Below are 19,669 nucleotides of genomic sequence, written 5' to 3' on the forward strand. Positions count from 1 at the left end.
AGTTCTCCCCGTTCCTTCCCGGCATCGGCAGCCTGCCGCAACGAGGCAACGGGGACAATGCAACGGTTCGGCCGGCGATCAGCCCTCGACGGTCACGCCGCGCCAGAAGGCCAGGTGGTCACGGATGTTTGCGGCCGCCGGCTTCGGGTCCGGGTAGTACCAGGCGGCGCCCGCATTCACCCGCCCGTCCACGACGATGTCGTGGTAGCGCGCCGTGCCCTTCCAGCCGCAGACCGTGGTGTGGCTGCTGTCCCGCAGGAATTCCGGCTTCACCGCCGCGCGGGGGAAGTAGAGGGTGCCCTCCACCCGCTCCACCGCCTCGCTTTCCGCGATCACCGCGCCGTTCCAGATCGCCCGCGCCATCCGCCTGCCTCCCGCCCTTTTCCGGCAGGTGGCGCGGCGGGGGCGCGCATCAAGGCCGGCCGGCGGCGGGCTCCGGCTCCGGTTCGATCAGCGCCTCGGCCTCCTGCTTCAGGGTCAGGTAGGACCGGACGGAGAAGGGCAGCATGCCGAGATAGATGATCCCGCCCGCCGCCAGCGCCGCCCAGGGCTCCGCCAGCAGCAGCGCGACGTAGAAGCCCACCCCCAGCAGCAGCGGCAGGATGGCCGCGCGCGGCACGCGGAAATTCTTGAAGGACCAGGTCGGCAGGGTGGAGACCATGAGCCCGCCCACCGCCACCAGCACCACGCCCACCAGCACCGGGTGGCGGATCACCGTCGCGGTGCCCTCCCACCCCCATTCGCCCAGCGCCAGCCCGCCGAACAGCGGGAACAGCGCGCAGCCCGCGCCCGCCGGGGCCGGCACGCCGGTGAAGAAGTTGTAGGAATAGGCCGGCTTCGGCGCCGGCCCGATATCGAGCGAGGCGTTGAACCGCGCGAGGCGGAGCGAGGAGCAGACCGCGAAGAGCAGGCAGGGCACGAAGCCGATCGGCCCCACCGCCTGCATGGACCAGAGGTAGAGCACCAGCGCCGGCGCCACGCCGAAGCTCAGGAAATCCGCCAGGCTGTCGAATTCCGCGCCGAAGCGCGAGGTCGCCTTCAGCAGGCGCGCGAGCCGCCCGTCCAGCCCGTCGATCACCGCGGCCACCACGATCATGCCCGCCGCCGGCGCCCAGCGCCCGTCGATCGCGAAGCGGATCGCGACCAGCCCGGCGCAGAGGCCGAGCATGGTCAGGATATTGGGGATCAGCCGGTTGAAGGACTGGCCATCGAAGCGCGGCCGGGTGCGGGGCCGGAAGCGCCGGCGCAACCGCTGCAGCGGCTTGCGGCCCTCCTCGCTCATGCCCGCGGCCCCGCGGCGTTCAGCTCCGCCACCACCGTCTCGCCGCCGATCATCAGCTGGCCGACCGCGACCAGCGGCCGCACGCCCTCCGGCAGGTACACATCCGTGCGGCTGCCGAAGCGGATGATCCCGAAGCGGTCGCCGGCCGTCACCTGGTCCTGTTCCCGCACATGGCAGAGGATGCGCCGCGCGATCAGCCCGGCGATCTGCACCACCGCCACGTCCCGCCCATCCGGCATGCGGATGGCGATGGCGTTGCGCTCATTCTCGTCGCTTGCCTTGTCCAGGCTGGCATTGAGGAAGGCGCCGTGGCGATAGGCGATGCGCGTCACCACGCCATCCACCGGCACGCGGTTCACATGCACGTCGAGCACCGAGAGGAAGATGCAGACCCGCCAGCGCGGCATGTCGCCGAGGCCGAGTTCCGCCGGCGGCACGGCGGGCCCCACCATCACCACGCGCCCATCGGCGGGGGCGATCACCACCCCGGGGCGGGGCGGCATCACCCGTTCGGGATCGCGGAAGAAGTAGAGGCAGAACAGCGTGAAGGCCACGCCCGGCCAGAACAGCCACTTGCCGAGGAAGAGGCCCCCCAGCACGGCGACGGCGACGCCGCCATAGATGAAGGGACGCCCGGCCGGATGCGGCTTGGCGAGGACGAGGCGGAAGCTGGAGATCAGGCTCATGCGGGCGCTTATGGTCCGTTCACTCTATCCGGACAACATAGGCGTCATGCCACAGATCACGCACGGGCCTTTCCTTGTCGCCGAGGACGGGTCGCTCACCCCCCATCGACAGCCCGCGATGCGCTTCGAATGGCGCGGCCGTGGCTGCGAGGCCACCTTCGATGACGGGCATGTCAGCCTGACGGTGCAGGCCGGCGCCGTGCCCTATACGGCGGAACGGGCCGAGGTCCGCCCCGGCGCCTTCGCCGCGCTGGGCGAGATGGCGCCGGAACTGCCGGAGGGCTGGCGGCTGCGGCTGCTGCCCGACCACCGGGTGCGGCTGGAAGCGGCGCTGCCGCGGCAGGGGGACGTGACGGCCACGGCGCTGGTCCGTGCCATGGTGGCCTTCGCGCTCGCGCTCGACCCCTATCTGGACCGGCTGGAATCCGCGGGCCTGGATGCCGGGCGGGGCGCCGGGGGCGGCGGCGGCGCGGGCAGGGTGAAGACCTGACCGGGGAAGATCAGGTTCGGGTTGCGGATCTGGTCGCGGTTGGCGTCGTAGATCACGGTGTAGAGAACGCCGCGCCCATAGGCCGCGCGCGCCAGGCGCCACAGGCTGTTGCCGGGCTGCACGATCACGCGGCCCTCGGGGATCTCCCCCTGCGGCACGCTTTCCCGCTGGAAGGGCAGTTCCACCCGCGCGGAGACCGCGCCATTCGCCGCCAGCTGGTCCACCCGCACGCGGTGGCGGCCGATCGCCGGCGCGGTCGGCGGCGACAATTCCCAGCGCCCCTGCGCATCCGCCCGCGAATCGCCGGCATGCACGCCGTTCACGTAGATGCGCACCGGCGCCCCGGGCGCGGCGCTGCCGGAGAAGCGGATGCCCCCCGCATCGTCGTAATCCACCACATCGAGGCCGAGGCCCCGGCGCGCCGGGCCCGTCGGCGTCTGCAGGATGCGGGGCGGGGCGGCGGGCGCGCCCGGCACCAGCACCACCATCGGCTGCGCCGGGGCGGGCGGCGGCACGGCGGCGGCGGCCTGGCGGCGCGCGGCTTCCGCCTGGCGGGCGATGGCGGCGCGGGCTTCCTCCGCCTGCCGGGCGGCTTCCGCCTGGCGGGCCTGACCGGCGCGGCTCGCGGCCTCGGCACGGGCGGCGGCCTCGGCCTCGGCGCGCGCCAGGGTCTGCTGGCGGATCGCGGCCTCCGCCGCGCGGGCGGAGGCTTCGGCGGCGCGGGCGGAAATCTCCGCCGCGCGGGCGCTGGCCTCCGCGGCGCGGGCGGCGCTTTCGGCGACCCGCAGCGCGGCATCGACGCGGGCATTGGCCTCGGCGCGCGCGGCCTGCTCGGCGCGGGCCAGGGCCTCGGCGCGGGCGGCGGCCTCCGCGGCGCGGGCCTGGGCCTCGGCTTCCTGCCGCGCCTGGGCCTGCAGGCGGGCGGCTTCCTCGGCGGCGCGGGCCTCCGCGGCCAGGCGGGCGGCCTGTTCGGCGGCACGCGCCTCGGCGGCGGCGCGCTCCTCCGCCTCCCGGCGTGCCAGCGCCTCGGCGCGGGAGCGTTCCTCGGCGGCGCGGGCCTCGGCGGCGGCGCGTTCCTCGGCCTCCCGGCGGGCCAGCGCCTCGGCGCGGGCGGCGGCTTCGGCGCGGGCGGTCGCCTCGGCGCGCTCGGCGGCCTCGCGCGCCTCGCGCTCCGCCTGCGCGGCGGCCTGGCGGGCCAGTTCCTCGAGTCGCGCCAGCTGCGCGGCGCGGGCCTCGGCCTCGGCGCGGGCGGCGGCTTCGGCGCGGGCGATCGCCTCGGCCCGTTCGGCGGCCTCGCGCGCCTCGCGCTCCGCCACCACGGCGGGGTCGGGCACGACGACGACGACGACATCGGGCCCGGCGATCTCCGCGCCGCCCTGGCGGCCGCGCAGGCTGAACTGGCGGGTGCCGGGGCGCAGCGGATCGGCGGGCAGGATCACCCATTCGCCGCGGGCATCGGCGCGGGTGCGGCCGATCTCCCGCTCATCCTCCAGCAGCAGCACCTCGGACCCCGGGGCGGCGCGGCCGGCGACCACGACATTGCCGCGGGCGCCGACGCGCGCCACGTCGAATCGCGGCGGCTCCAGCGCCGGGGCGGGGGTGGCGGGGATGGCGGCGGCAGGGGAAGCGGCGGGGGCGGGGGTGGCGGGCGGCGGCACCAGCACCGGCCGCGTCTCCGTGGGCGGGCGCGGCGGGGCGCCCCGCATCGGCTCCTGCGATGCGAACTGGCTGGCGACATAAGCGGCCAGGCCACCAGCGGCCATGGCCACGATCAACAGGACGCGCCCGCTGGGCTTCATGACCCCGTAACTAGAGCGTGAAGTCGCGCCGGCACAAGGGCCTGCGAGGCGCACCGATCATTTCGCTGCAACTTGTCAACGCAAAAGCCACACCCCCCCGAGCCCCGCCAGCCCGCCCAGGGCCGACAGCGCGGCGGCGGGAATCCGGACCGGCAGCACCCGCCCCAGCAGCGGCGCGGCCCAGAGCAGCAGCACCGGCGCCGCCGCCGCCGCCCAATCCGCGGCCGCGCCGCGCGCCAGCACCGGCAGCGCCGCCAGCGCCGCCATCCCCCCCGCCAGCGGCATGGCGGGCAGCAGGGGCGCCCGCCGCGCGGCGGGCCCCGCCAGGGCGCCGGCCAGGGCCCCGCCCAGCGCCGCCCCGGCCGCCGCGACGCCCAGCACCACCCCCGGCCCCGGCAGCCGCGCCAGCACCAGCGCCGCCAGCAGCACCAGCGCCGCCGCGGGGGCGGACCAGGCCGCATCCCGCCGCAGCAGCAGCAGCGCCAGCGCCGTGACCGCCGCCAGCACGTGCAGGGAGGCCGCGAGGTCCGCCCCGGTGCGCGGCGCGCCCGCCATCCACCACCCCGTCGCCAGCGCGCCGGCGCCCATGGTCGCCAGCCCCGCGAAGCGCCCGCCCCGCGCCGCCGCGATGCCGAGGGCCGCCAGCAGCAGCAGGGCCGCGGCCAGCAGCGGCAGGCGTTCCGGCAATTGGCGGGGAGAGGCCGTCACCAGCCCCATCGTCCACCACCACCCCGCCAGCAGCCCGGCGGCGGCGGCCAGGGCGGCCAGGGCCGGGCGCCGGCCGAGCCGCGCGGCGCCCGCCACCGCGGCCGCCACCAGCAGCGCCACCAGCCCGGGCCAGAGCATCGATGCATCCATGCCGCCTTCCTGCCGCCACCGCGCGGGGGCGCGCAACTGCCGGCCGGGCCCGTCACCGAACGAAACTTGCGGCGGCGGGCCCCGCGCGGCCTAATCCCCCCGCGCAACGACAGCGGACTGGATGGCATGGCGGAACCGAAACCGGGCAAGGGGCCCCAGCCGGGGCAGGGGGGCAGGGCCTATACGGGCGCGGGGCCGGGCCCCGGCACGCGGCGGCTGAAGGTCTGGGACCCCTGGGTGCGCCTGGTGCACTGGTCCATCGTGCTGCTGATCCCGATCTCCTTCTGGACGGCGAAGACGGACCGCTGGGACCTGCACCTGCTGGCGGGCTACACGATGCTGACGCTGATCCTGTTCCGCATCGCCTGGGGCCTGGTCGGGTCCCATACCGCGCGCTTCCGCAACTTCCTGAAGTCACCGCTGGAGGCGCTGCGCCACCTCGGCCATCTGCGCCAGCGGCCGGCGGGGGTGGAGATCGGCCACAACGCCGCCGGCGGCTGGATGGTGCTGGTCCTGCTGCTGCTGCTGCTGACGCAGGCCACCACGGGGCTCTTCGCCAACCACGACCCGGGCTTCACCTATTCGCAGCACGGCCCGCTTTCCATGCTGGTCAGCGAGGGCGACAGCGAACTGGCCACCAGCATCCATGTGCGGGTGTTCTGGGTGATCGTCGCCGCGGCGGTGCTGCACATCCTGGCGATCATCGCCTATCGCGTGCTGCGCGGGCAGAACCTGGTGGGCCCCATGCTCACGGGCGATCTCAAGATCCCCGTGCTCTACAGCGGCCCGCAGCCGCGCATGGGCCATCCGCTGCTGGCCATCCTGCTGCTGGCGGCCGCGGCGGGCATCGTCTGGTACGTGGTGGGGCTGGGGGCCGGCGCCGGGGGCGGCTTCGGCTGAGCCGCATCCCCGGCCGTGCGGGCGCACGGCCGGGGGCGGCCCGCGGGTCAGCGGGCGCGGAAGGGCTGGTGGCAGGCGCCGCAGGTGCCGCCCACGGTGCGCAGCGTATCGGCCGTGACGGTGCCGGCCTCGGCAGCCACCTTCAGCGCGGCGAAGGCGGTGGCGGCGTTGCTGGCGCGGGTCGCGAAGCCGGCGCGGTCGGCGTCGATGGCTGCCAGCGCGCGGGTCTGCCCCTCATTCGTCCCCTGCGGCTGCGGCGGCGTCAGCGACGCGGTCGGCACGCGGTTCGGCAGGCTGTTGATGAAGGCGATCATCTGGTCCACCCGCGGCGCCAGGGCGCGCGTATCGCCCCGCTGGTTCACCGCCTGGGTGAAGGCTTCCATGGTCTGGCCGAGCATGCGGAAGCCGGCGCGGCGTTCCGCGATGACATCCCCTTGCGCGAAGGCCGGCGCCGCCGACCCGACCGCCAGCGCCAGGCCAGCCACAAGCATCCAAGAACGCATCCGTCCATCCCTTCCGGTATCGGAGGGATGGGAGGCTGGCAGCATCGGAGTGCCGGCGCAACGGTTTGCGCGGCCTGTCGCATTTCGTCGCAAACCATCCTGGCCGCGCGCCCGGCCGGCGCCGTGCCGCCGCCTACCCCCCCCCTTGCCGCCCCATTGGGGCTTCGCTATAGCGCCCACCTCGCCGCGCCCCACCGGAGTGTAGCTCAGCCTGGTAGAGCACTGTGTTCGGGACGCAGGGGCCGGAGGTTCGAATCCTCTCACTCCGACCAATCGGCCGCGGCGACGGAACCCCGTCAGGCACCTGCCTGGCGGGGTTTTTTCGTGCCCGGCCCCGCGCCGGGGGCGCGCAGCCGTCCCATTAATGAAAGCGTGCGATGCACGCTTGCAACAATGCTGCATGAATTCAACACAACGTCGTTGAATCTCCCTCGCGCGATTGTGTGAGGCTGCTATGGGGAAATGGTAAACCCAACCCTTCCCGAGGAGCCCCCCATGGCCCGCAACCTCGTCCTTGCCGCCACGGCCCTCTGCGGCGGCATCCTGCTGGCCCCCCCGGCCGGTACGGCGCAGACCGCGATCGACGCGCTCGGCGTGACCGTCACGACGACGCCGGCGGTGACGACCGACTACCTGTTCCGCGGCCTGAGCCAGACCCGCGGCAAGCCGGCCGTGCAGCTGACGGTGGATGCCGAGCACAGCAGCGGCCTCTATGTCGGCGCCTTCGTCAGCAACGTCGCCTTCCAGGGCACGAATGCGCGGCAGGAGGTGGACTACAGCGCCGGCTACCGCTTCACGCTGGGCGACCTGAAGCTCGACATCGGCGGCACCTACTACACCTACGCCGGCTACACCGCGCCGCGCGGCGGGTTCGAGCTGAACTTCGCCGAGCTGGCGCTGCGCACCAGCTACGAGATCGCGCCGGTGAAGTTCGTGGGCCTGGCCGCCTGGTCGCCCAATTTCTACGGCGAGTCCGGCTCGGGCTTCTACCTCGAGGGCGGCTTCGACATGGCGCTGGATTACGGTTTCACCATCTCGCCCCGCATCGGCTACCAGTGGATCGAGCGCAACCTGGTGCCCGCCACCGGCAGCCGCGACGGCTATTTCGGCAGCCCCGACTACCTGACGCTGTCGGTCGGCATCTCGCGTGAGATCGTGGGCGGCGTCATCGGCACCTTCACCGGCGTCTGGAACAGCAACACCGGCCGCCAGGACTGCTTCGGCGGCCAGAAGGTCTGCGACAGCCGCGCGGTGCTGACGCTGAGCCGCCCGTTCTGACGCTTCGGCCCGACCGGGCCCGGCAGGCGGCGTCCCCCCGGGGCGCCGCCTTTTTCATGCCCGCGCGGAACCGGTGCGGACACGAAATCTTGAGGCTTGCGCGGCGCCCGAGCAATTGGCGCCCCGCTTGCATGGACTTCGCCAGTGCAACCGCAGAAGGCGATACGTCCGATGCTCCGATTCACGCTTCTTGCCGCGACTGCCCTGGCCGGCGGCATCGTGCTTGCGCCGCAGGCATCCCAGGCCCAGCAGACCATCGACAGCCTGGGCGTGACCGTCACGACCACCCCCGCCATCACCAGCGACTACATCTTCCGCGGCCTGAGCCAGACGCGCAGCCGCCCCGCGGCGCAGCTGACCCTCGATGTGGAGCATGAGAGCGGCGTCTATGTCGGCGCCTTCCTCAGCAACGTCGCCTTCGCCGGCACCAATGCGCGGCAGGAACTCGACCTTCTCGCGGGCTACCGCTTCGCCATCGGCGACCTGAAGCTCGACCTCGGCGCCACCTACTACGCCTATCCCGGCTACGACGCGCCGCGCGGCGGGTTCGAGCTGGCCTTCTACGAATTCGCGCTGCGCGCCAGCTACGAGATCGCGCCGGTGAAGTTCGTCGGCACCGCGGCCTATTCGCCGCAATTCACCGGCGAATCCGGCGCGGCCTACTACCTCGAGGGCGGCTTCGACCTGACGCTCGACTACGGCTTCACCGTCTCGCCCCGCATCGGCTACCAGTGGGTGGAGCGCAACATCGTCCCCGCCGTCGGCAGCCGCGATGGCTATTTCGGCGCCAAGGACTACGGCTACCTGTCGCTGTCCGTGTCGCGGGAGATCGTGGGCGGCATCGTCGGCACCGTGACCGGCATCTACAACACGCTGTCCACGGAACGCGGCGGCGTCGCCAATGACTGCTTCGGCGGATCCAAGATCTGCGACAACCGCTTCACGCTGACGCTCAGCCGCCCCTTCTGAGGCCGTCGATGGCACCGGCGCGCGTCAGCGCGCGCCCCTTGTCCTGAAGAAAGCGCCGGCGCGCATCAGCGCGCGCCGGCGGCCCAGAACATCAGCCGCTTGGCGGGCCAGGCCCAGGCGATGCCGGCCACGGTGAAATAGACGAATTGCAGCGTCCAGTGCAGCGGCAGCACATGGTCGGCCAGCGCGACCACCGCCATGACATAGAGCGCGAAGCCGGTCAGGCCGACGAGAAGGGCGATGGTGATGCGGGACATGGCCGCGATGTGGACCGGCGCCCCCGTTCCGCCAAGCCCCCGATCCGCCGCCCGGCCGGCGACTCGATAGCGCTGTTGCGGCGGCCGCCCGGCCGGGCGTAGCTTGCCCCCCGAGGAAGGCACAGGCTGCACCGCCGTCCGCGCACCCGCGCGGCGGCATGAGGTCATGCGCCCCCACCCCGGAGCACACGACCACCCGCATGGCTGACCAGAACCTCCCCCCTGACGGCCCCTCCAGCGCCGATGCCTCCCGCCTCCTGCCCGATCCCTCGATCGACCTGAAGGACCACATCCGGGGCATCCCGGATTTCCCGAAGCCGGGCATCCTGTTCTACGACATCTCCACCCTGCTCCGGCACGGCAGCGCCTGGCGCACCGCCATGGCGCGGATGGCGGACATCATCCGCCCGCACCAGCCGCAGGTGCTGGCCGGCATCGAAAGCCGCGGCTTCCTCGTGGCCGCGCCGCTCGCGCTCGAACTCGGCCTCGGCTTCGTCATGCTGCGCAAGCCGCGCAAGCTGCCCGGGCTCACCATCGGGCTCAGCTACGCGCTCGAATACGGCACGGACCGGATCGAGATGCAGGCCGACGCCATCCAGCCCGGCCAGCGCGTCGTGCTGCTGGATGACCTGCTGGCGACGGGCGGCACCATGGCCGCCGGCATCTCCCTGCTCCGCCAGGCCGGCGCCGTCGTGCCCTGCGCCGCGGCGCTGATCGAATTGACCTTCCTCGGTGGCAGAGGCCGGCTCGATGTCCCGTTCGAAGCGCTCATCCAGTACGAGGATTGACCGGCCTCCGCCGGCGGGATCGGAAGCCGATCCGCCGCCGGAGACGCCGGCCAGACTCTCGCCCGCCGCCGGGTCACTCCCCGGACCGGCGGCGGGCATCCCGGAACACGCTGCCCTCCCGGCCGCCCTCGCGCTGGCCGGTTTTCCGGCCGTGCTGGCCGCCGCCGCCGCCGCCGCGCCCACCGGCATCGTCATCGCCGACCCGACGCTGCCGGACTGCCCCATCATCTTCGCCAACCCCGCCTTCCACCGCATCACCGGCTACCCGCCGGAGGCCGTGATCGGCCGCAACTGCCGCTTCCTCCAGGGCCCGGGGACGGAGCCGGAGGCGATCGCCGCCATCCGCGCCGCGGTCGCAGAGGCCCGGCCCCTCGACATCCGCCTGGTCAACTACCGGCGCGACGGGCGGCGCTTCGTCAACGAACTCCACCTCTCCCCGGTCTTCGACGCCGATGGCCGGCTGCGCCACATCCTCGGCATCCAGCATGACGTGACGGAGCGCGTGGCCGCCGAACAGGCCGCCCGCACCGCCCAGCGCGCGGCGGAGCGCGCCCGCCGCGCGGCCGAGCGCGCGAGCGCCGAGAAATCCGAATTCCTCGCCTTCATGAGCCACGAGGTCCGCACGCCGCTGAACGGCGTGCTCGGCACTCTCTCCCTCCTCACCGACACGACGCTCGATGCCGAGCAGCGCGCCTATGTGGACACCGCCCGCCGCTGCGGGGACACGCTGCTCTGGACGGTGAACGAGATCCTGGACCTCTCGCGCATCGAGGCCGGGCGGATGGAGCTGGAATCCATCCCCTTCGACCTCGACCATCCCGTGCGGGACGTGCTGGCCCTGCAGGCGGCGGCAGCGGCGGAGAAGGGCATCGGGCTCTGCGCCCGCATCGACCCGGCCCTGCCGAAGCGCGTGGTGGGGGATCCGCAGCGGCTGCGCCAGGTGCTGCTGAACCTGGCCGACAACGCCGTGAAGTTCACCGCCGCCGGGGCGGTCGAGATCCGCCTGGCCCGCTTCGCCGACCGCCTGGTGGTGGAGGTGCAGGACAGCGGCTGCGGCATCTCCCCCTCGCTCCGCCGCCGCCTGTTCCAGCGCTTCCAGCAGGCGGATTCCGGCACGGCGCGGCGGCATGGCGGGTCGGGCCTCGGCCTGATGATCTGCCGCCGCCTGGTCGGGCTGATGGGCGGCACCATCGCGGTGGAGAGCGAGGCCGGCGCCGGCAGCGTCTTCCGCTTCGACCTGCCGCTGGTGGCCGCGGCCGACCAGCCCGCCGGCACGGCGCCCGCCATGCTGCTGCCGGACGCCCCGGCGCCGCCGCCGCCCCGCCGCGCGCCGGATGGCACGCCGCGCGGCCGGCTTCTGCTGGCGGAGGATGGGGAGGCGAGCCAGCTGGTCGCCGCCGCCATGCTGCGCCGCGCCGGCTTCGCCGTGGATCTGGTGACGGACGGGATGGAGGCGGTGGCCGCCGCCGGGCGCGGTTCCTACGACGCCATCCTGATGGATGTGCGCATGCCGGGCCTGGATGGCTACGCCGCCACCGCCATGATCCGGGCGCTGGAGGGGGAGGCGGCGCAGGTCCCCATCCTCGCCTTCACCGCCGCCGCCATGCCGGGCGATGCGGAACGCTGCCTCGCCGCCGGGATGGACGGCCACCTCGCCAAGCCGGTGGACCGGGACGCGCTGGTGGGCGCCGTCGCCGCGCTGATGGAACGCCGCCCGCGCCGCCCGGCCCCGGGGCCGGAGCCCGGCCCGCCCCATTCGCTGCTGGACCGCGCGACGCTGGAGGAGCTGCGTGGCGCGCTCGGCCCCGGGCGCCTGCCGGACCTGATCGCGATCTTCGTGGCGGAAACCGAGGCGCGGCTGCGCCGCCTGCTGTCCGGGCTGCCCTTGCCGGTGCTGGAGGAGGAGGCCCATTCCCTGCAGGCGGCCGCCGGCACCTTCGGCGTGGCCGCGCTGCGGGAGGCTGCGCTGGCGCTGGAATCGGCCGCCCGTGCGGGGGATGCGGCGCGGGCGGACCGGTTGCTGGCCGGCCTGCCGCCGCTCGTGGAACGCAGCCTCTCCGCCCTGTCCCGCGCCGCCGGCCAGGCGGTGGAGACGCCATCCTGAAGGCTGGCCCCTGCCGCCGCGCCACGGGCTGGCAGGAGCCTGCCACGATTGCGCCTCATTCCGGCGGCTAGGTGGCGGCGGATGGAGAGGCCGAGGGGGATGGGAAGCATGTACCCGACCCGAAGGGGGCTCACCGGCGCGGCCCTGGCGGCGGCGCTGGCCGCGGCCTCGCGCCCATCCCGTGCCGCCGCCCCCGTGCCGGAAGCCGCCACCCTGCTGGCCCCGGGGCCGGAGGATGGGCCGGAAGCGCGCATGGCCGCCCGCGCCGCCGCGGCGCTGGCGCGTGGGCTGGTGCAGGCCGCCGCGGTGCGCGTCGCGGTGCTGGGCGGGCCGGATGGCATCACGGCGGCCAACCGCTTCGCCTCCTCCACCGCGCCCGATGGCCGCGTGCTGCTGATGCTGCCGGGCCTGGCCGCCCAGGCGCAGCTGGTGGGGGACAGCCGCGCCCGCTACGAGCCGCGGCAATGGCCGGCGCTCTGCGCCAGCCTGCAGGCCGCGGTGGTGGCGGGGCGGGGCGCGCCGGCGGATGCCGCGCCGCTGCGCGTCGCCCTGCCCAGCCCCGGCGCGCCGGAAGCCGCGGCGCTGCTGGCGCTCGACCTGCTCGGCCGGCGCACCACGCCGATCTTCGGCCTGTCCGGCCCGGCGGCGGAGGCCGCGGTGCGGAACGGCCAGGCGGATGCGCTGGTGATCTGCGGCGCCGCGCCCGGCGCCCGCGCCGCCGCGCTGGGCCTTGCCGCCTGGTTCGCCTTCGATGCCGCGGGCGGGGGGCGGGACCAGATGGCGCCGGAGATCCCCTCCCTCGGCGACCTGCTGCCGGATCCGCACCGGCCGGACCTGCTGGATGCCGCCCGCGCCGCCGGCGCCGCGCTGCGCACCCGCGCCCTGGTCGTGCTGCCGCCGCTCACCTCCGCCGATGTGGTGGCGCTGTGGCGGGGTGCGGCGCAGCGATGGGCGGAGGAAGCGCCGGGCCCGGCCGATGACGGCGCGCGCCGCGTCGGCGCGGCGGAGGCGACGATGCTCTCCTCCACCCTCTGCGCGGCGCCCGACATCGCGCTGGCCTATCGCGAATGGCTGCTGCGCCGCCTCAACTGGCGGGCAGGATAGCCGCTACTTCGCCAGCCCGATCCTGACCGCGATGCGCCAGATCGGATCGACCAGCAGGTTGCAGGCGACGGTGCGCACCAGGTGGAAACCCAGCACCAGCGGCACCGCCATGTCGAGCGCCTTGGCCGTGATCGTCATCTCCGGCATCCCCCCCGGCGCCATGCCGAGCAGCGCCGCCGTGACCGGCAGGCCCGACACCCAGGCCAGCGCCACGGCGCAGGCCGCCAGGATGGCGGAGAGCAGCAGCGTGGAGCCGACGGAAGCGAGCGCCAGCCGCCGCGAACTCAGGATGAAGCGGCGGCTCAGCCGCTGGCCCAGGCTGGCGCCCATGCCGATCTGGCCGAGATTGACCATCCAGGTCGGCACGCCGGATGGCAGCACGCCGAAGGCCGCCATCAGCACCACGATCGCGCAGGGGCCGAGCATCCAGGGATTGGCCAGCGGCATCAGCCGGAACAGGAAGGCCGCCGCGAAGCCCGCGGGCACCAGCAGCAGCAGGCCCAGCATGTCCACCGCCGGCCGTTCCGCCAGGAAGGCGCCCGCCCCCCCGCGCGGCGCCAGCCAGGTGATCAGCGGCGGGAAGATCACCACCACCAGCATCACCCGGATGGTCTGCGCCAGCGTCACCGCGGGGACGGAGACATTGGCCCGCTGCGCCAGCACCGCCATGACGATGACGCCCCCCGGCACCGCCGCGAAATAGCCGGTGCGCGTATCCGTCCCCGCCATGCGCGCGAAGGCCTGCGCCACCAGCGCGCCGATGATGATGCTGGCCACCGCCGCCACCACCAGCCAGGGAAGCGCGGTGGCCAGCGCCGCCAGCACGGGGGTGGAGAAGGTCTGCCCGAAGCCGAGGCCGAGGAACACCAGCCCGACCGGCCGCATCGGCGGCGCCACCGCCGCGCGGTCATGCCAGGCCAGCGCCCCGGTCGCCGCCATGGCGCCCAGCATCCAGGCCAGCGGGATATGCAGCAGGGAGAACAGCGCCCCGCCCCCCGCCGCGGCCAGCGCCGTCAGCAGATAGGCCAGGGGCCCGGGCGGCGCGGGCGGCGAAGGGGGAGGGGAGGGGGCCACGACCGAGATTTCTTCCGTGGTGCAGCATCCTCCCGCCATGCGATGCGGTCAAACCCGTGCCAGGATTGGGTCCCTGCTCATGGTCAAGGCGGATTCTCGCGCCGTGACGCATTCTTCCGGCCGCGCTTAACGCTTCGGTAGCGGCCATCCCGCATGGTGGGCGTTGACGCCGGAAATATCGCGCCCGGCTGTCCGCCTCCGCCTCGCCAGGGGCGGACCATCTCGCCAGGAGGGCGCTTCCGGAAGAGTCCGCCCATGAGCACCGCCATGCTCCAGCCCGCCAGCCCCGCCTCCTCCGCGACGCCGATCCTGCCGCCGCGGGGCCAGACGCCCTCGACGGCCGAGACGGCGCCAGCGGAGGTCGCGCCCGCGATGCCCAATCCGCGCCTGCGGATCGACCCCGCGCTGAGCCTGGTGGTGATCGAGTTCCGCGACGCGGTGGGAGAGGTCTCCCTGTCCATCCCGACGCCGAAGGAGCTGGAAGCCTATCGCGACCAGCCGCGGCCCGAACCCGCGCCGAGCGTCGACGTCTCCCGCTGAAATCCCCGCCGCGCGCCGGCGGCGCGCGCCTCATGCGGTGAAGGAAATGCGCCGCGTGGACAGGTTGGCGATGGTGCTGGCGCTGCTGCCGCCGAACAGCGCCATCGTCGCGCTGTTGCCGCCGCTGGTGGTGCCGGCGGACAGTGCCAGGTAGCGCTGCGCCATCTTCGCCACTTCCCGCGTATCCTGCAGCTTGGTGATGTCGAGCCGCCGGGTCAGCAGCGATTTCTGCTGGTCGAAATCCAGCGCGCCGAAGCTCTCCGGCAGGCCGAGCGCGCCGCGCACCACCGCGGTCAGCGCCTTGTCCTCCATCAGGCCGACGATCGTCGTCGCCTTGGCGGCGTTGCGCATGAAGTACAGCGCCTCCCGCAGCCCCGCATTGCCCTCGCCCATCGCCTTCTCGTAGCGGTTGGTGACGGCGCCGGCGACCAGGCGGTCCAGCAGGGCCGGATCGGCGGCGAAGGGAGAGGTCGCGGCCGCTTCCGCCGCGGCCGCGGCCGCCGCCGCCTCATCCCCCAGCCGCGTCGCGCGGCTGAGCGAGGCGGCCTGCGCGGTGCCGAGCGCCGCCATCTGCCGCGTGGTCAGCGCGCGGGACTGGTCGAAGCTCATCGCCGCGAGCTGCGTGGTGGACAGCGCCGCCACCTGTTCCGTGCCCATGGTGGCGATCTGGGTGGAGGAGAGGGCGCGGATCTGCGCCGCGCTCCATTGCCGGGCCTCGCCGGGGTCGATCACCGCGACCTGCAGCGGCGTCAGCGCCGCCACCTGCGCGGGCCGCAGCGCCGCCACCTGCGTCGATCCCAGCGCGCGCACATCCGGCAGGTCGAGCACCGAGATGGCGGCGGAGCCGAGCGCGCGGAGCTGCGTGGTGGACAGCGCCGCGACCTGCGTGCTGGACAGGGCGCGCACCTGGTCCGTGGTCAGCCCCGCCACCTGCTTCGCGGTCAGGGCGGCGATCTGCGTCGTCGTCAGCGCCGCCACCTGCGTCGTCGTCAGCGCGCTGGCCTGGCGGGTGGCGAAGGCCGCGGCCAGTTCGCGCCAGCGCCGGTCGGTCAGCTTGTTGGCCAGGCTGCCTTCGGCGGTCGGGTCCTCGGTCAGGATCTTGCGCAGGATGCCGCGCTTGTCGATCTCGCCTTCCAGCTGGAAGGCTTCCAGCACCACCTGCAGGGTGCGGCGGTCCTTCAGCAGGCTCTCGACATCCCGGTGCTTCGTCGCCGCGTCCCGGAAGCGGTCCATCGCCGCCTTGGTGTCGGCGCGCGCGGCGAAGCGCGCTTCCAGGTTGGCGCCGTCGCGGCTCGCGACGGCGAAGGCCGTCAGCGCGCCGAGGCCGGGTAGCATGTCACGCCATGCCCGCGACGAAGTGCAGCACGGTGCCCGCGGGCGCCGAAGGCGCGGCCGGCAGGGCGCGCTGGGCTTCCAGCGCCTCGATCATGTCGCGATGCAGCGCCATCAGCGGCTCCAGGCTGCCCCCGTCATCGAGCCGGAGGTCCGTCTCCCGCTGCGCCCAGAGGCCGAGGGAGATGAGCTGCCCGCGCAGCGCCGGCGGCAGCTTGTTGCCCGGCGATCCCAGGTCGCTGATCAGGATCGACCACAGGCGGTGCACCTTCTCCAGCGCCGTGGCGCGGGATTTCGTGTCGGTGGCGGCGGCCATGAGGCCGTTGACGTAGCGGAAGGCGCGCAACTCGATGTCGCGCGGATGGGCGTGGGCGTTCTGGGTGGCGGCGTAGCGCGCAGCGCTCATGATCCCTCCGGTTTGTACGATCCGGCGGGGGCGCCGGCACCGCCGGCGCCCCCGCCGCCTTCGACGATCGGTCAGCCGATCATCGGAACAGGCTGAGCAGCGACTGGCTCTGTTCGTTGGCGATGGAGAGCGACTGCGTCGCCAGCTGCTGCTTGGTCTGCAGGCTGGTCAGCCGCGCGCTTTCCTCCGCCAGGTCCGCATCGACCAGGGCGCCGAGGCCCTCCTTGATCGAGTCGTTCAGCTGGGTGGTGAAGGTCGTCAGGCCGTCCACCTGGCGGATATTGGCGCCGAGGTTCGCAAGCCGCGTGCCCATCAGGTCGATGGCGCCTTCCACCAGCGCGATCGCCTCATCCTGGCCCGTGCCCGCCGCCGGCGCCGCTTCCACCGTGGCGCCGGTGATGTCGGTGGTGACATCCTCGGAGTTGCCGCGGATGTACAGCTCGCCCTCATTGTTCAGGCCGGCATCCAGGCCCGCTTCCTTCATCCGCGTGATCAGGGCGGTGATGCGGGTCAGCGGGCTGTCCGTCGCCTCGAACTGCACGTCATACACGCGGACATTCGGGTCGGGCGTGGTGCCCAGCGCGGCGGTGCCGTCGCTGAACTCGAACACCAGGTCCACGTCTTCCAGCGCCGTCGCCGGGTCATTGTCCAGGTCGCGCTGCACCGTCACGGTCAGCACCTCGCCATTCGCGGGCGCCAGCGTGTCGTCGAAGGTGATGGTGCGGGCGGCGGAGGTGACCGACAGGCCCGTCAGGTCCAGGCCCGCCGCCGTGCTGTCCGTGCCCTGCACGGAGGTGACGGAGCCCTGGATGTCGCGCACGATGTCGACCGAGGTGTTGGTCACGCCTTCCACCGTCAGGCCGTTCACCAGCAGGTTCACGCCGTTGAAGGTGGCGGAACGGGCGAAGGCGTCGATGTTCTGCAGCGCGTTGGTGATCTGGTTGTTGATCTGCTCCGCATCCAGGCCCTGCTGCTGGCCCTGCGTCATGGTCTGCTTCAGCCGGCCGAGTTCGTCGGAGATCTGCGTCGCGGCGTCGCGCGCCACCGTCAGCGCGGACTTGCCGAACTTCAGGCTGTCCTTCACCGCCGTCATGCCGTTCAGGTCGGCGCGCATGTTCTGCGAGATCGCGAACACCGCGGGATCGTCATCCGCCTTGCTGATGCGCAGGTTCGTCTCGATCCGCTGCTGGGTCTTCCCCATGTCCTTGCCGATGTTGTTCAGCGAGCGGATCGCCGCCATGGCGGCGGCATTGGTGTTGACGGAGGACATCGTCCCCATCTCCTTCGACAGGCGTTCCGTGGTCAGGCCGGCATTTTGCCTCCCTCCTCACGGGGCCGGGCGCACCGCGTCGCTACGACGCCGCCGCCACCGGCCGGAGACCCGCGCTCCGCGGGCCTTCTCCGGTATCCTGCCACGACGGGAATGAAGCTTGCGTAAAGCCCCCTTCGCCGCGGCAGGAAGAACTCACTCGGCGTGCGGCCGCATCGCCTGGGCCTGGATCTGCGCCTGGATCTGCGCCTGCGCCGCCGCGGCGACGCCCACCATCGGCATCGGCAGGCCGGTCTGCACGTCCAGCCCCAGCACCGTCGCCTCGTGCCGCATCACGTGCCGCACCAGCCGCAGCGCCTGGTACCACTCATCCTGCTCGGCCATCGCCAGCGCGCGCTCCAGCAGCTGGCGGGCCATGGACGACGTCGTCGCCTCCTGGAATTCCGCCACCAGGCGATGCGCATCCGCCATCGCGGATTCACGGTCCTCCTCGGGCCCGACATAGGCGCATTGCAGGGCGAAATAGATGCGGCGCGCGGGCGTGTTCGCGGCCTCCGGGGCCATCACCTGCTTGCCGAACAGGAAACGCGCCTTGGCAACAAGCTCCACCCGGGTCCGGCTGCGGAACCGCAGCGACGCGCCGTTCACCACCATCAACTCACCGGCACGCATCTCGAGCACCAACGTGGACATGCCACTCTCCCAAGACTGGCGGCATGGCGGCGGGGGGGTAGAAGCCCGCCATGCCGGGGGGCCGGCGAACGCCGGCCAACGCGAATCTTTCGCCACCACACAGCCTGCGCCGCGTGCTCGATCCTTCGAGGGCGCGCCGCGCCCCCCCGGCCTTCTCGCCAGGGACGCACGTCGCAGACGCATCTTCCCCCATTCGGCTTAACCAGGGTTGAAGGCCGCGCCGCCGATCCATCCCGTCATCCCGCATGCCATCCTCCCGCCGCCATCCTGGCCAGCCATCCCGTCCCGCCATCGCTACCCCAGCATCGATGCCAGGGAGAGGCGGGAGATCATCGTCGTCACGGTGTAGGAAGCCTCCAGCCGCTCCCTCACCTGCGCCAGCTCGGCGGAAACCTGCGCCAGGTCCACCTCCGCCACGTCGCCGAGCTGCGTGCGCAGCACCACCAGCATGTCCTCGTGCCGCTCCCGCGTCGCATCGATGCGGGCATAGGCGGCGCCCAGCTTGCCCTGCTCCGCCGACAGGCCGCCGACGGCGCCGTTCAGCGCCTCCGTCGTGCCCTCCAGCAGGTCCTGCCAGCCCTCGCCGGTGTCGAACTGCGCCTGGTCCACCGAAGCCAGCACCGCCAGGCCGCGCAGCAGCTCCCGCCCCCAGGAGGCCGTGACCTCATCCGTGCTGTCGCGGTTGGCGAAGACGCCGATCGCGACCCTTTCGCCGTCCGAGACCTGCAGCGCCCGGCGCGCTTCCGTCGTGCCATCGCCCTCCAGGAAGTCGGAGAAGGGGGTGGTGGCGGGGTCGGTCGCGATCGCCTGCGTATCCGCCAGCACGGTCGCGGCATTGGTCGGGTCCAGCGTCGCGACCGAAGCGGCGATGGCGGTCGCCATCGGCCCGGTCGTGATGGTTGCGGCATCGGGCACCGGCGGGTTCGTCACGTCCGAGCCGGCGAAGAGGTATTCGCCCCCGTGGCGGGTGTTCAGCAGCGCCGCCGCCTCCTCCAGCGCCGCGCGGGCGATATCGGCCAGCGAGGTGACGGCGACGGCGCCGAGGGTGCGCGCGCGCAGCGCCTCCGCCGCCACGTTGCTGGCGAGGTCGTGCAGCCGGCCGAGCACGGTCTGCGCCGCATCCGCCCGCGCCAGGGCGCGGTCGGCGGCATCGGTGAAGGATTCCCGCTTCGCGATCTCGACCTTGAGGTCGATGGCGCGCCGGGCATCGAGGCCGAGATCCCCATGCACCGCCCCCCGCTGCCCGGTGCTGACCTGGCGGGAGATCACGTCCACGCGGGACCGCATCTGCGCCTGTTCCAGCGCCATGCTGCCGATCGTCGCGATGGTGGACATG

Annotated in this window: 21 protein-coding genes and 1 tRNA gene; 9 read left to right on the plus strand and 13 right to left on the minus strand. The window is 73.4% G+C overall.

Annotated features, from left to right (window positions below; genetic code table 11):
• Positions 1-78: 78 nt before the first annotated feature.
• Genes JJI54_RS09290 through JJI54_RS09300 form a run of 3 tightly spaced genes read right to left on the minus strand, consistent with a single transcriptional unit; the run spans position 79 to position 1,968 of the window.
• Positions 79-363 carry a DUF427 domain-containing protein gene (locus tag JJI54_RS09290; protein ID WP_203072682.1) on the minus strand — a complete coding sequence of 95 codons (285 nt, stop codon included), beginning with the start codon at positions 361-363 and terminating at the stop codon, positions 79-81.
• 49 nt (positions 364-412) lie between these two features.
• The gene (locus JJI54_RS09295) at positions 413-1,282 is read right to left on the minus strand and encodes a CDP-alcohol phosphatidyltransferase family protein (protein ID WP_203072683.1); all 870 of its coding nucleotides are present in this window, start codon (positions 1,280-1,282) and stop codon (positions 413-415) included.
• The gene (locus JJI54_RS09300) at positions 1,279-1,968 is read right to left on the minus strand and encodes a phosphatidylserine decarboxylase (RefSeq protein WP_203072684.1); all 690 of its coding nucleotides are present in this window, start codon (positions 1,966-1,968) and stop codon (positions 1,279-1,281) included. The genes JJI54_RS09295 and JJI54_RS09300 overlap by 4 nt, the downstream gene beginning before the upstream one ends.
• 46 nt (positions 1,969-2,014) lie before the next feature.
• Between JJI54_RS09300 and JJI54_RS09305 the strand changes: the two genes are divergently transcribed.
• Positions 2,015-2,458: a hypothetical protein gene (locus JJI54_RS09305; protein ID WP_203072685.1), complete on the plus strand. Its 444-nt coding sequence runs from the start codon at positions 2,015-2,017 to the stop codon at positions 2,456-2,458.
• Here JJI54_RS09305 and JJI54_RS09310 read toward each other — a convergent pair.
• Entirely contained in the window at positions 2,374-4,221 is a 1,848-nt protein-coding gene (locus tag JJI54_RS09310) for a LysM peptidoglycan-binding domain-containing protein (RefSeq protein ID WP_203072686.1), read from the minus strand. The genes JJI54_RS09305 and JJI54_RS09310 overlap by 85 nt on opposite strands.
• Positions 4,222-4,332: 111 nt before the next feature.
• A complete protein-coding gene (locus JJI54_RS09315; protein ID WP_203072687.1) occupies positions 4,333-5,115 on the minus strand; it encodes a hypothetical protein in 783 nt (260 codons plus the stop codon).
• Positions 5,116-5,241: 126 nt separating this feature from the next.
• Here JJI54_RS09315 and JJI54_RS09320 point away from each other — a divergent pair, with 126 nt between their 5' ends.
• Positions 5,242-6,015 carry a cytochrome b/b6 domain-containing protein gene (locus tag JJI54_RS09320; RefSeq protein ID WP_203072688.1) on the plus strand — a complete coding sequence of 258 codons (774 nt, stop codon included), beginning with the start codon at positions 5,242-5,244 and terminating at the stop codon, positions 6,013-6,015.
• A gap of 47 nt (positions 6,016-6,062) precedes the next feature.
• On the opposite strand, the gene JJI54_RS09325 is transcribed toward JJI54_RS09320, so the two are convergent.
• Positions 6,063-6,506 carry a cytochrome c gene (locus JJI54_RS09325; RefSeq protein WP_203072689.1) on the minus strand — a complete coding sequence of 148 codons (444 nt, stop codon included), beginning with the start codon at positions 6,504-6,506 and terminating at the stop codon, positions 6,063-6,065.
• A 207-nt stretch (positions 6,507-6,713) separates the two neighbouring features.
• Here JJI54_RS09325 and JJI54_RS09330 point away from each other — a divergent pair.
• From JJI54_RS09330 to JJI54_RS09340, 3 genes are all read left to right on the plus strand, one after another.
• Positions 6,714-6,790, plus strand: a tRNA-Pro gene (locus tag JJI54_RS09330).
• Between the two features lie 223 nt (positions 6,791-7,013).
• Entirely contained in the window at positions 7,014-7,796 is a 783-nt protein-coding gene (locus JJI54_RS09335; RefSeq protein ID WP_203072690.1) for a TorF family putative porin, read from the plus strand.
• A 171-nt stretch (positions 7,797-7,967) separates the two neighbouring features.
• Positions 7,968-8,765 (plus strand): TorF family putative porin, encoded by a 798-nt coding sequence (locus JJI54_RS09340; protein WP_203072691.1) that lies wholly within the window; start codon positions 7,968-7,970, stop codon positions 8,763-8,765.
• A gap of 65 nt (positions 8,766-8,830) precedes the next feature.
• On the opposite strand, the gene JJI54_RS09345 is transcribed toward JJI54_RS09340, so the two are convergent.
• Positions 8,831-9,022, minus strand: a complete 192-nt coding sequence (locus JJI54_RS09345; RefSeq protein ID WP_203072692.1) for a DUF2842 domain-containing protein — start codon at positions 9,020-9,022, stop codon at positions 8,831-8,833.
• Positions 9,023-9,294: 272 nt separating this feature from the next.
• On the opposite strand from JJI54_RS09345, the gene JJI54_RS09350 reads away from it, so the two are divergent.
• The 3 genes from JJI54_RS09350 (at position 9,295) to JJI54_RS09360 (ending at position 13,018) form a co-directional block, all read left to right on the plus strand.
• A complete protein-coding gene (locus JJI54_RS09350) occupies positions 9,295-9,810 on the plus strand; it encodes an adenine phosphoribosyltransferase (RefSeq protein ID WP_203072926.1) in 516 nt (171 codons plus the stop codon).
• 151 nt (positions 9,811-9,961) lie between these two features.
• Positions 9,962-11,914: an ATP-binding protein gene (locus tag JJI54_RS09355; RefSeq protein WP_203072693.1), complete on the plus strand. Its 1,953-nt coding sequence runs from the start codon at positions 9,962-9,964 to the stop codon at positions 11,912-11,914.
• A 108-nt stretch (positions 11,915-12,022) separates the two neighbouring features.
• Entirely contained in the window at positions 12,023-13,018 is a 996-nt protein-coding gene (locus JJI54_RS09360) for a hypothetical protein (protein WP_203072694.1), read from the plus strand.
• Positions 13,019-13,021: 3 nt separating this feature from the next.
• Here JJI54_RS09360 and JJI54_RS09365 read toward each other — a convergent pair whose 3' ends face one another.
• Positions 13,022-14,092 (minus strand): AbrB family transcriptional regulator, encoded by a 1,071-nt coding sequence (locus JJI54_RS09365; RefSeq protein ID WP_203072695.1) that lies wholly within the window; start codon positions 14,090-14,092, stop codon positions 13,022-13,024.
• Between the two features lie 255 nt (positions 14,093-14,347).
• Here JJI54_RS09365 and JJI54_RS09370 point away from each other — a divergent pair, with 255 nt between their 5' ends.
• Positions 14,348-14,632 (plus strand): hypothetical protein, encoded by a 285-nt coding sequence (locus JJI54_RS09370; RefSeq protein WP_203072696.1) that lies wholly within the window; start codon positions 14,348-14,350, stop codon positions 14,630-14,632.
• A gap of 30 nt (positions 14,633-14,662) precedes the next feature.
• On the opposite strand, the gene JJI54_RS09375 is transcribed toward JJI54_RS09370, so the two are convergent.
• The 5 genes from JJI54_RS09375 to JJI54_RS09395 form a co-directional block, all read right to left on the minus strand.
• Positions 14,663-15,967, minus strand: coding sequence for a DUF1217 domain-containing protein (locus JJI54_RS09375; protein WP_203072697.1), 1,305 nt, complete (start codon positions 15,965-15,967; stop codon positions 14,663-14,665).
• A 1-nt stretch (position 15,968) separates the two neighbouring features.
• Positions 15,969-16,370: a flagellar biosynthesis regulator FlaF gene (locus JJI54_RS09380; protein ID WP_203072698.1), complete on the minus strand. Its 402-nt coding sequence runs from the start codon at positions 16,368-16,370 to the stop codon at positions 15,969-15,971.
• Positions 16,371-16,449: 79 nt separating this feature from the next.
• Positions 16,450-17,640, minus strand: a complete 1,191-nt coding sequence (locus JJI54_RS09385; RefSeq protein ID WP_203072699.1) for a flagellin — start codon at positions 17,638-17,640, stop codon at positions 16,450-16,452.
• A 195-nt stretch (positions 17,641-17,835) separates the two neighbouring features.
• The gene (locus JJI54_RS09390) at positions 17,836-18,333 is read right to left on the minus strand and encodes a flagellar biosynthesis repressor FlbT (protein WP_203072700.1); all 498 of its coding nucleotides are present in this window, start codon (positions 18,331-18,333) and stop codon (positions 17,836-17,838) included.
• Between the two features lie 294 nt (positions 18,334-18,627).
• A complete protein-coding gene (locus tag JJI54_RS09395) occupies positions 18,628-19,668 on the minus strand; it encodes a flagellin (protein ID WP_203072701.1) in 1,041 nt (346 codons plus the stop codon).
• Position 19,669 lies beyond the last annotated feature (1 nt).

It is taken from the genome of Falsiroseomonas ponticola, assembly GCF_016805305.1.
In the GTDB taxonomy this organism is placed as follows: Bacteria; Pseudomonadota; Alphaproteobacteria; order Acetobacterales; family Acetobacteraceae; genus Falsiroseomonas; species Falsiroseomonas ponticola.

Coding starts and splice junctions, on each gene's coding strand:
- JJI54_RS09335 (WP_203072690.1), top strand. CDS start 7,014: ATGGCCCGCAACCTCGTCCTTGCCGCCACGGCCCTCTGCGGCGGCATC.
- JJI54_RS09320 (WP_203072688.1), top strand. CDS start 5,242: ATGGCGGAACCGAAACCGGGCAAGGGGCCCCAGCCGGGGCAGGGGGGC.
- JJI54_RS09370 (WP_203072696.1), top strand. CDS start 14,348: ATGAGCACCGCCATGCTCCAGCCCGCCAGCCCCGCCTCCTCCGCGACG.
- JJI54_RS09295 (WP_203072683.1), bottom strand. CDS start 1,282: ATGAGCGAGGAGGGCCGCAAGCCGCTGCAGCGGTTGCGCCGGCGCTTC.
- JJI54_RS09360 (WP_203072694.1), top strand. CDS start 12,023: ATGTACCCGACCCGAAGGGGGCTCACCGGCGCGGCCCTGGCGGCGGCG.
- JJI54_RS09300 (WP_203072684.1), bottom strand. CDS start 1,968: ATGAGCCTGATCTCCAGCTTCCGCCTCGTCCTCGCCAAGCCGCATCCG.
- JJI54_RS09375 (WP_203072697.1), bottom strand. CDS start 15,967: ATGCTACCCGGCCTCGGCGCGCTGACGGCCTTCGCCGTCGCGAGCCGC.
- JJI54_RS09290 (WP_203072682.1), bottom strand. CDS start 363: ATGGCGCGGGCGATCTGGAACGGCGCGGTGATCGCGGAAAGCGAGGCG.
- JJI54_RS09325 (WP_203072689.1), bottom strand. CDS start 6,506: ATGCTTGTGGCTGGCCTGGCGCTGGCGGTCGGGTCGGCGGCGCCGGCC.
- JJI54_RS09390 (WP_203072700.1), bottom strand. CDS start 18,333: ATGTCCACGTTGGTGCTCGAGATGCGTGCCGGTGAGTTGATGGTGGTG.
- JJI54_RS09340 (WP_203072691.1), top strand. CDS start 7,968: ATGCTCCGATTCACGCTTCTTGCCGCGACTGCCCTGGCCGGCGGCATC.
- JJI54_RS09345 (WP_203072692.1), bottom strand. CDS start 9,022: ATGTCCCGCATCACCATCGCCCTTCTCGTCGGCCTGACCGGCTTCGCG.
- JJI54_RS09380 (WP_203072698.1), bottom strand. CDS start 16,370: ATGAGCGCTGCGCGCTACGCCGCCACCCAGAACGCCCACGCCCATCCG.
- JJI54_RS09310 (WP_203072686.1), bottom strand. CDS start 4,221: ATGGCCGCTGGTGGCCTGGCCGCTTATGTCGCCAGCCAGTTCGCATCG.
- JJI54_RS09385 (WP_203072699.1), bottom strand. CDS start 17,640: ATGTCCTCCGTCAACACCAATGCCGCCGCCATGGCGGCGATCCGCTCG.
- JJI54_RS09315 (WP_203072687.1), bottom strand. CDS start 5,115: ATGGATGCATCGATGCTCTGGCCCGGGCTGGTGGCGCTGCTGGTGGCG.
- JJI54_RS09395 (WP_203072701.1), bottom strand. CDS start 19,668: ATGTCCACCATCGCGACGATCGGCAGCATGGCGCTGGAACAGGCGCAG.
- JJI54_RS09305 (WP_203072685.1), top strand. CDS start 2,015: ATGCCACAGATCACGCACGGGCCTTTCCTTGTCGCCGAGGACGGGTCG.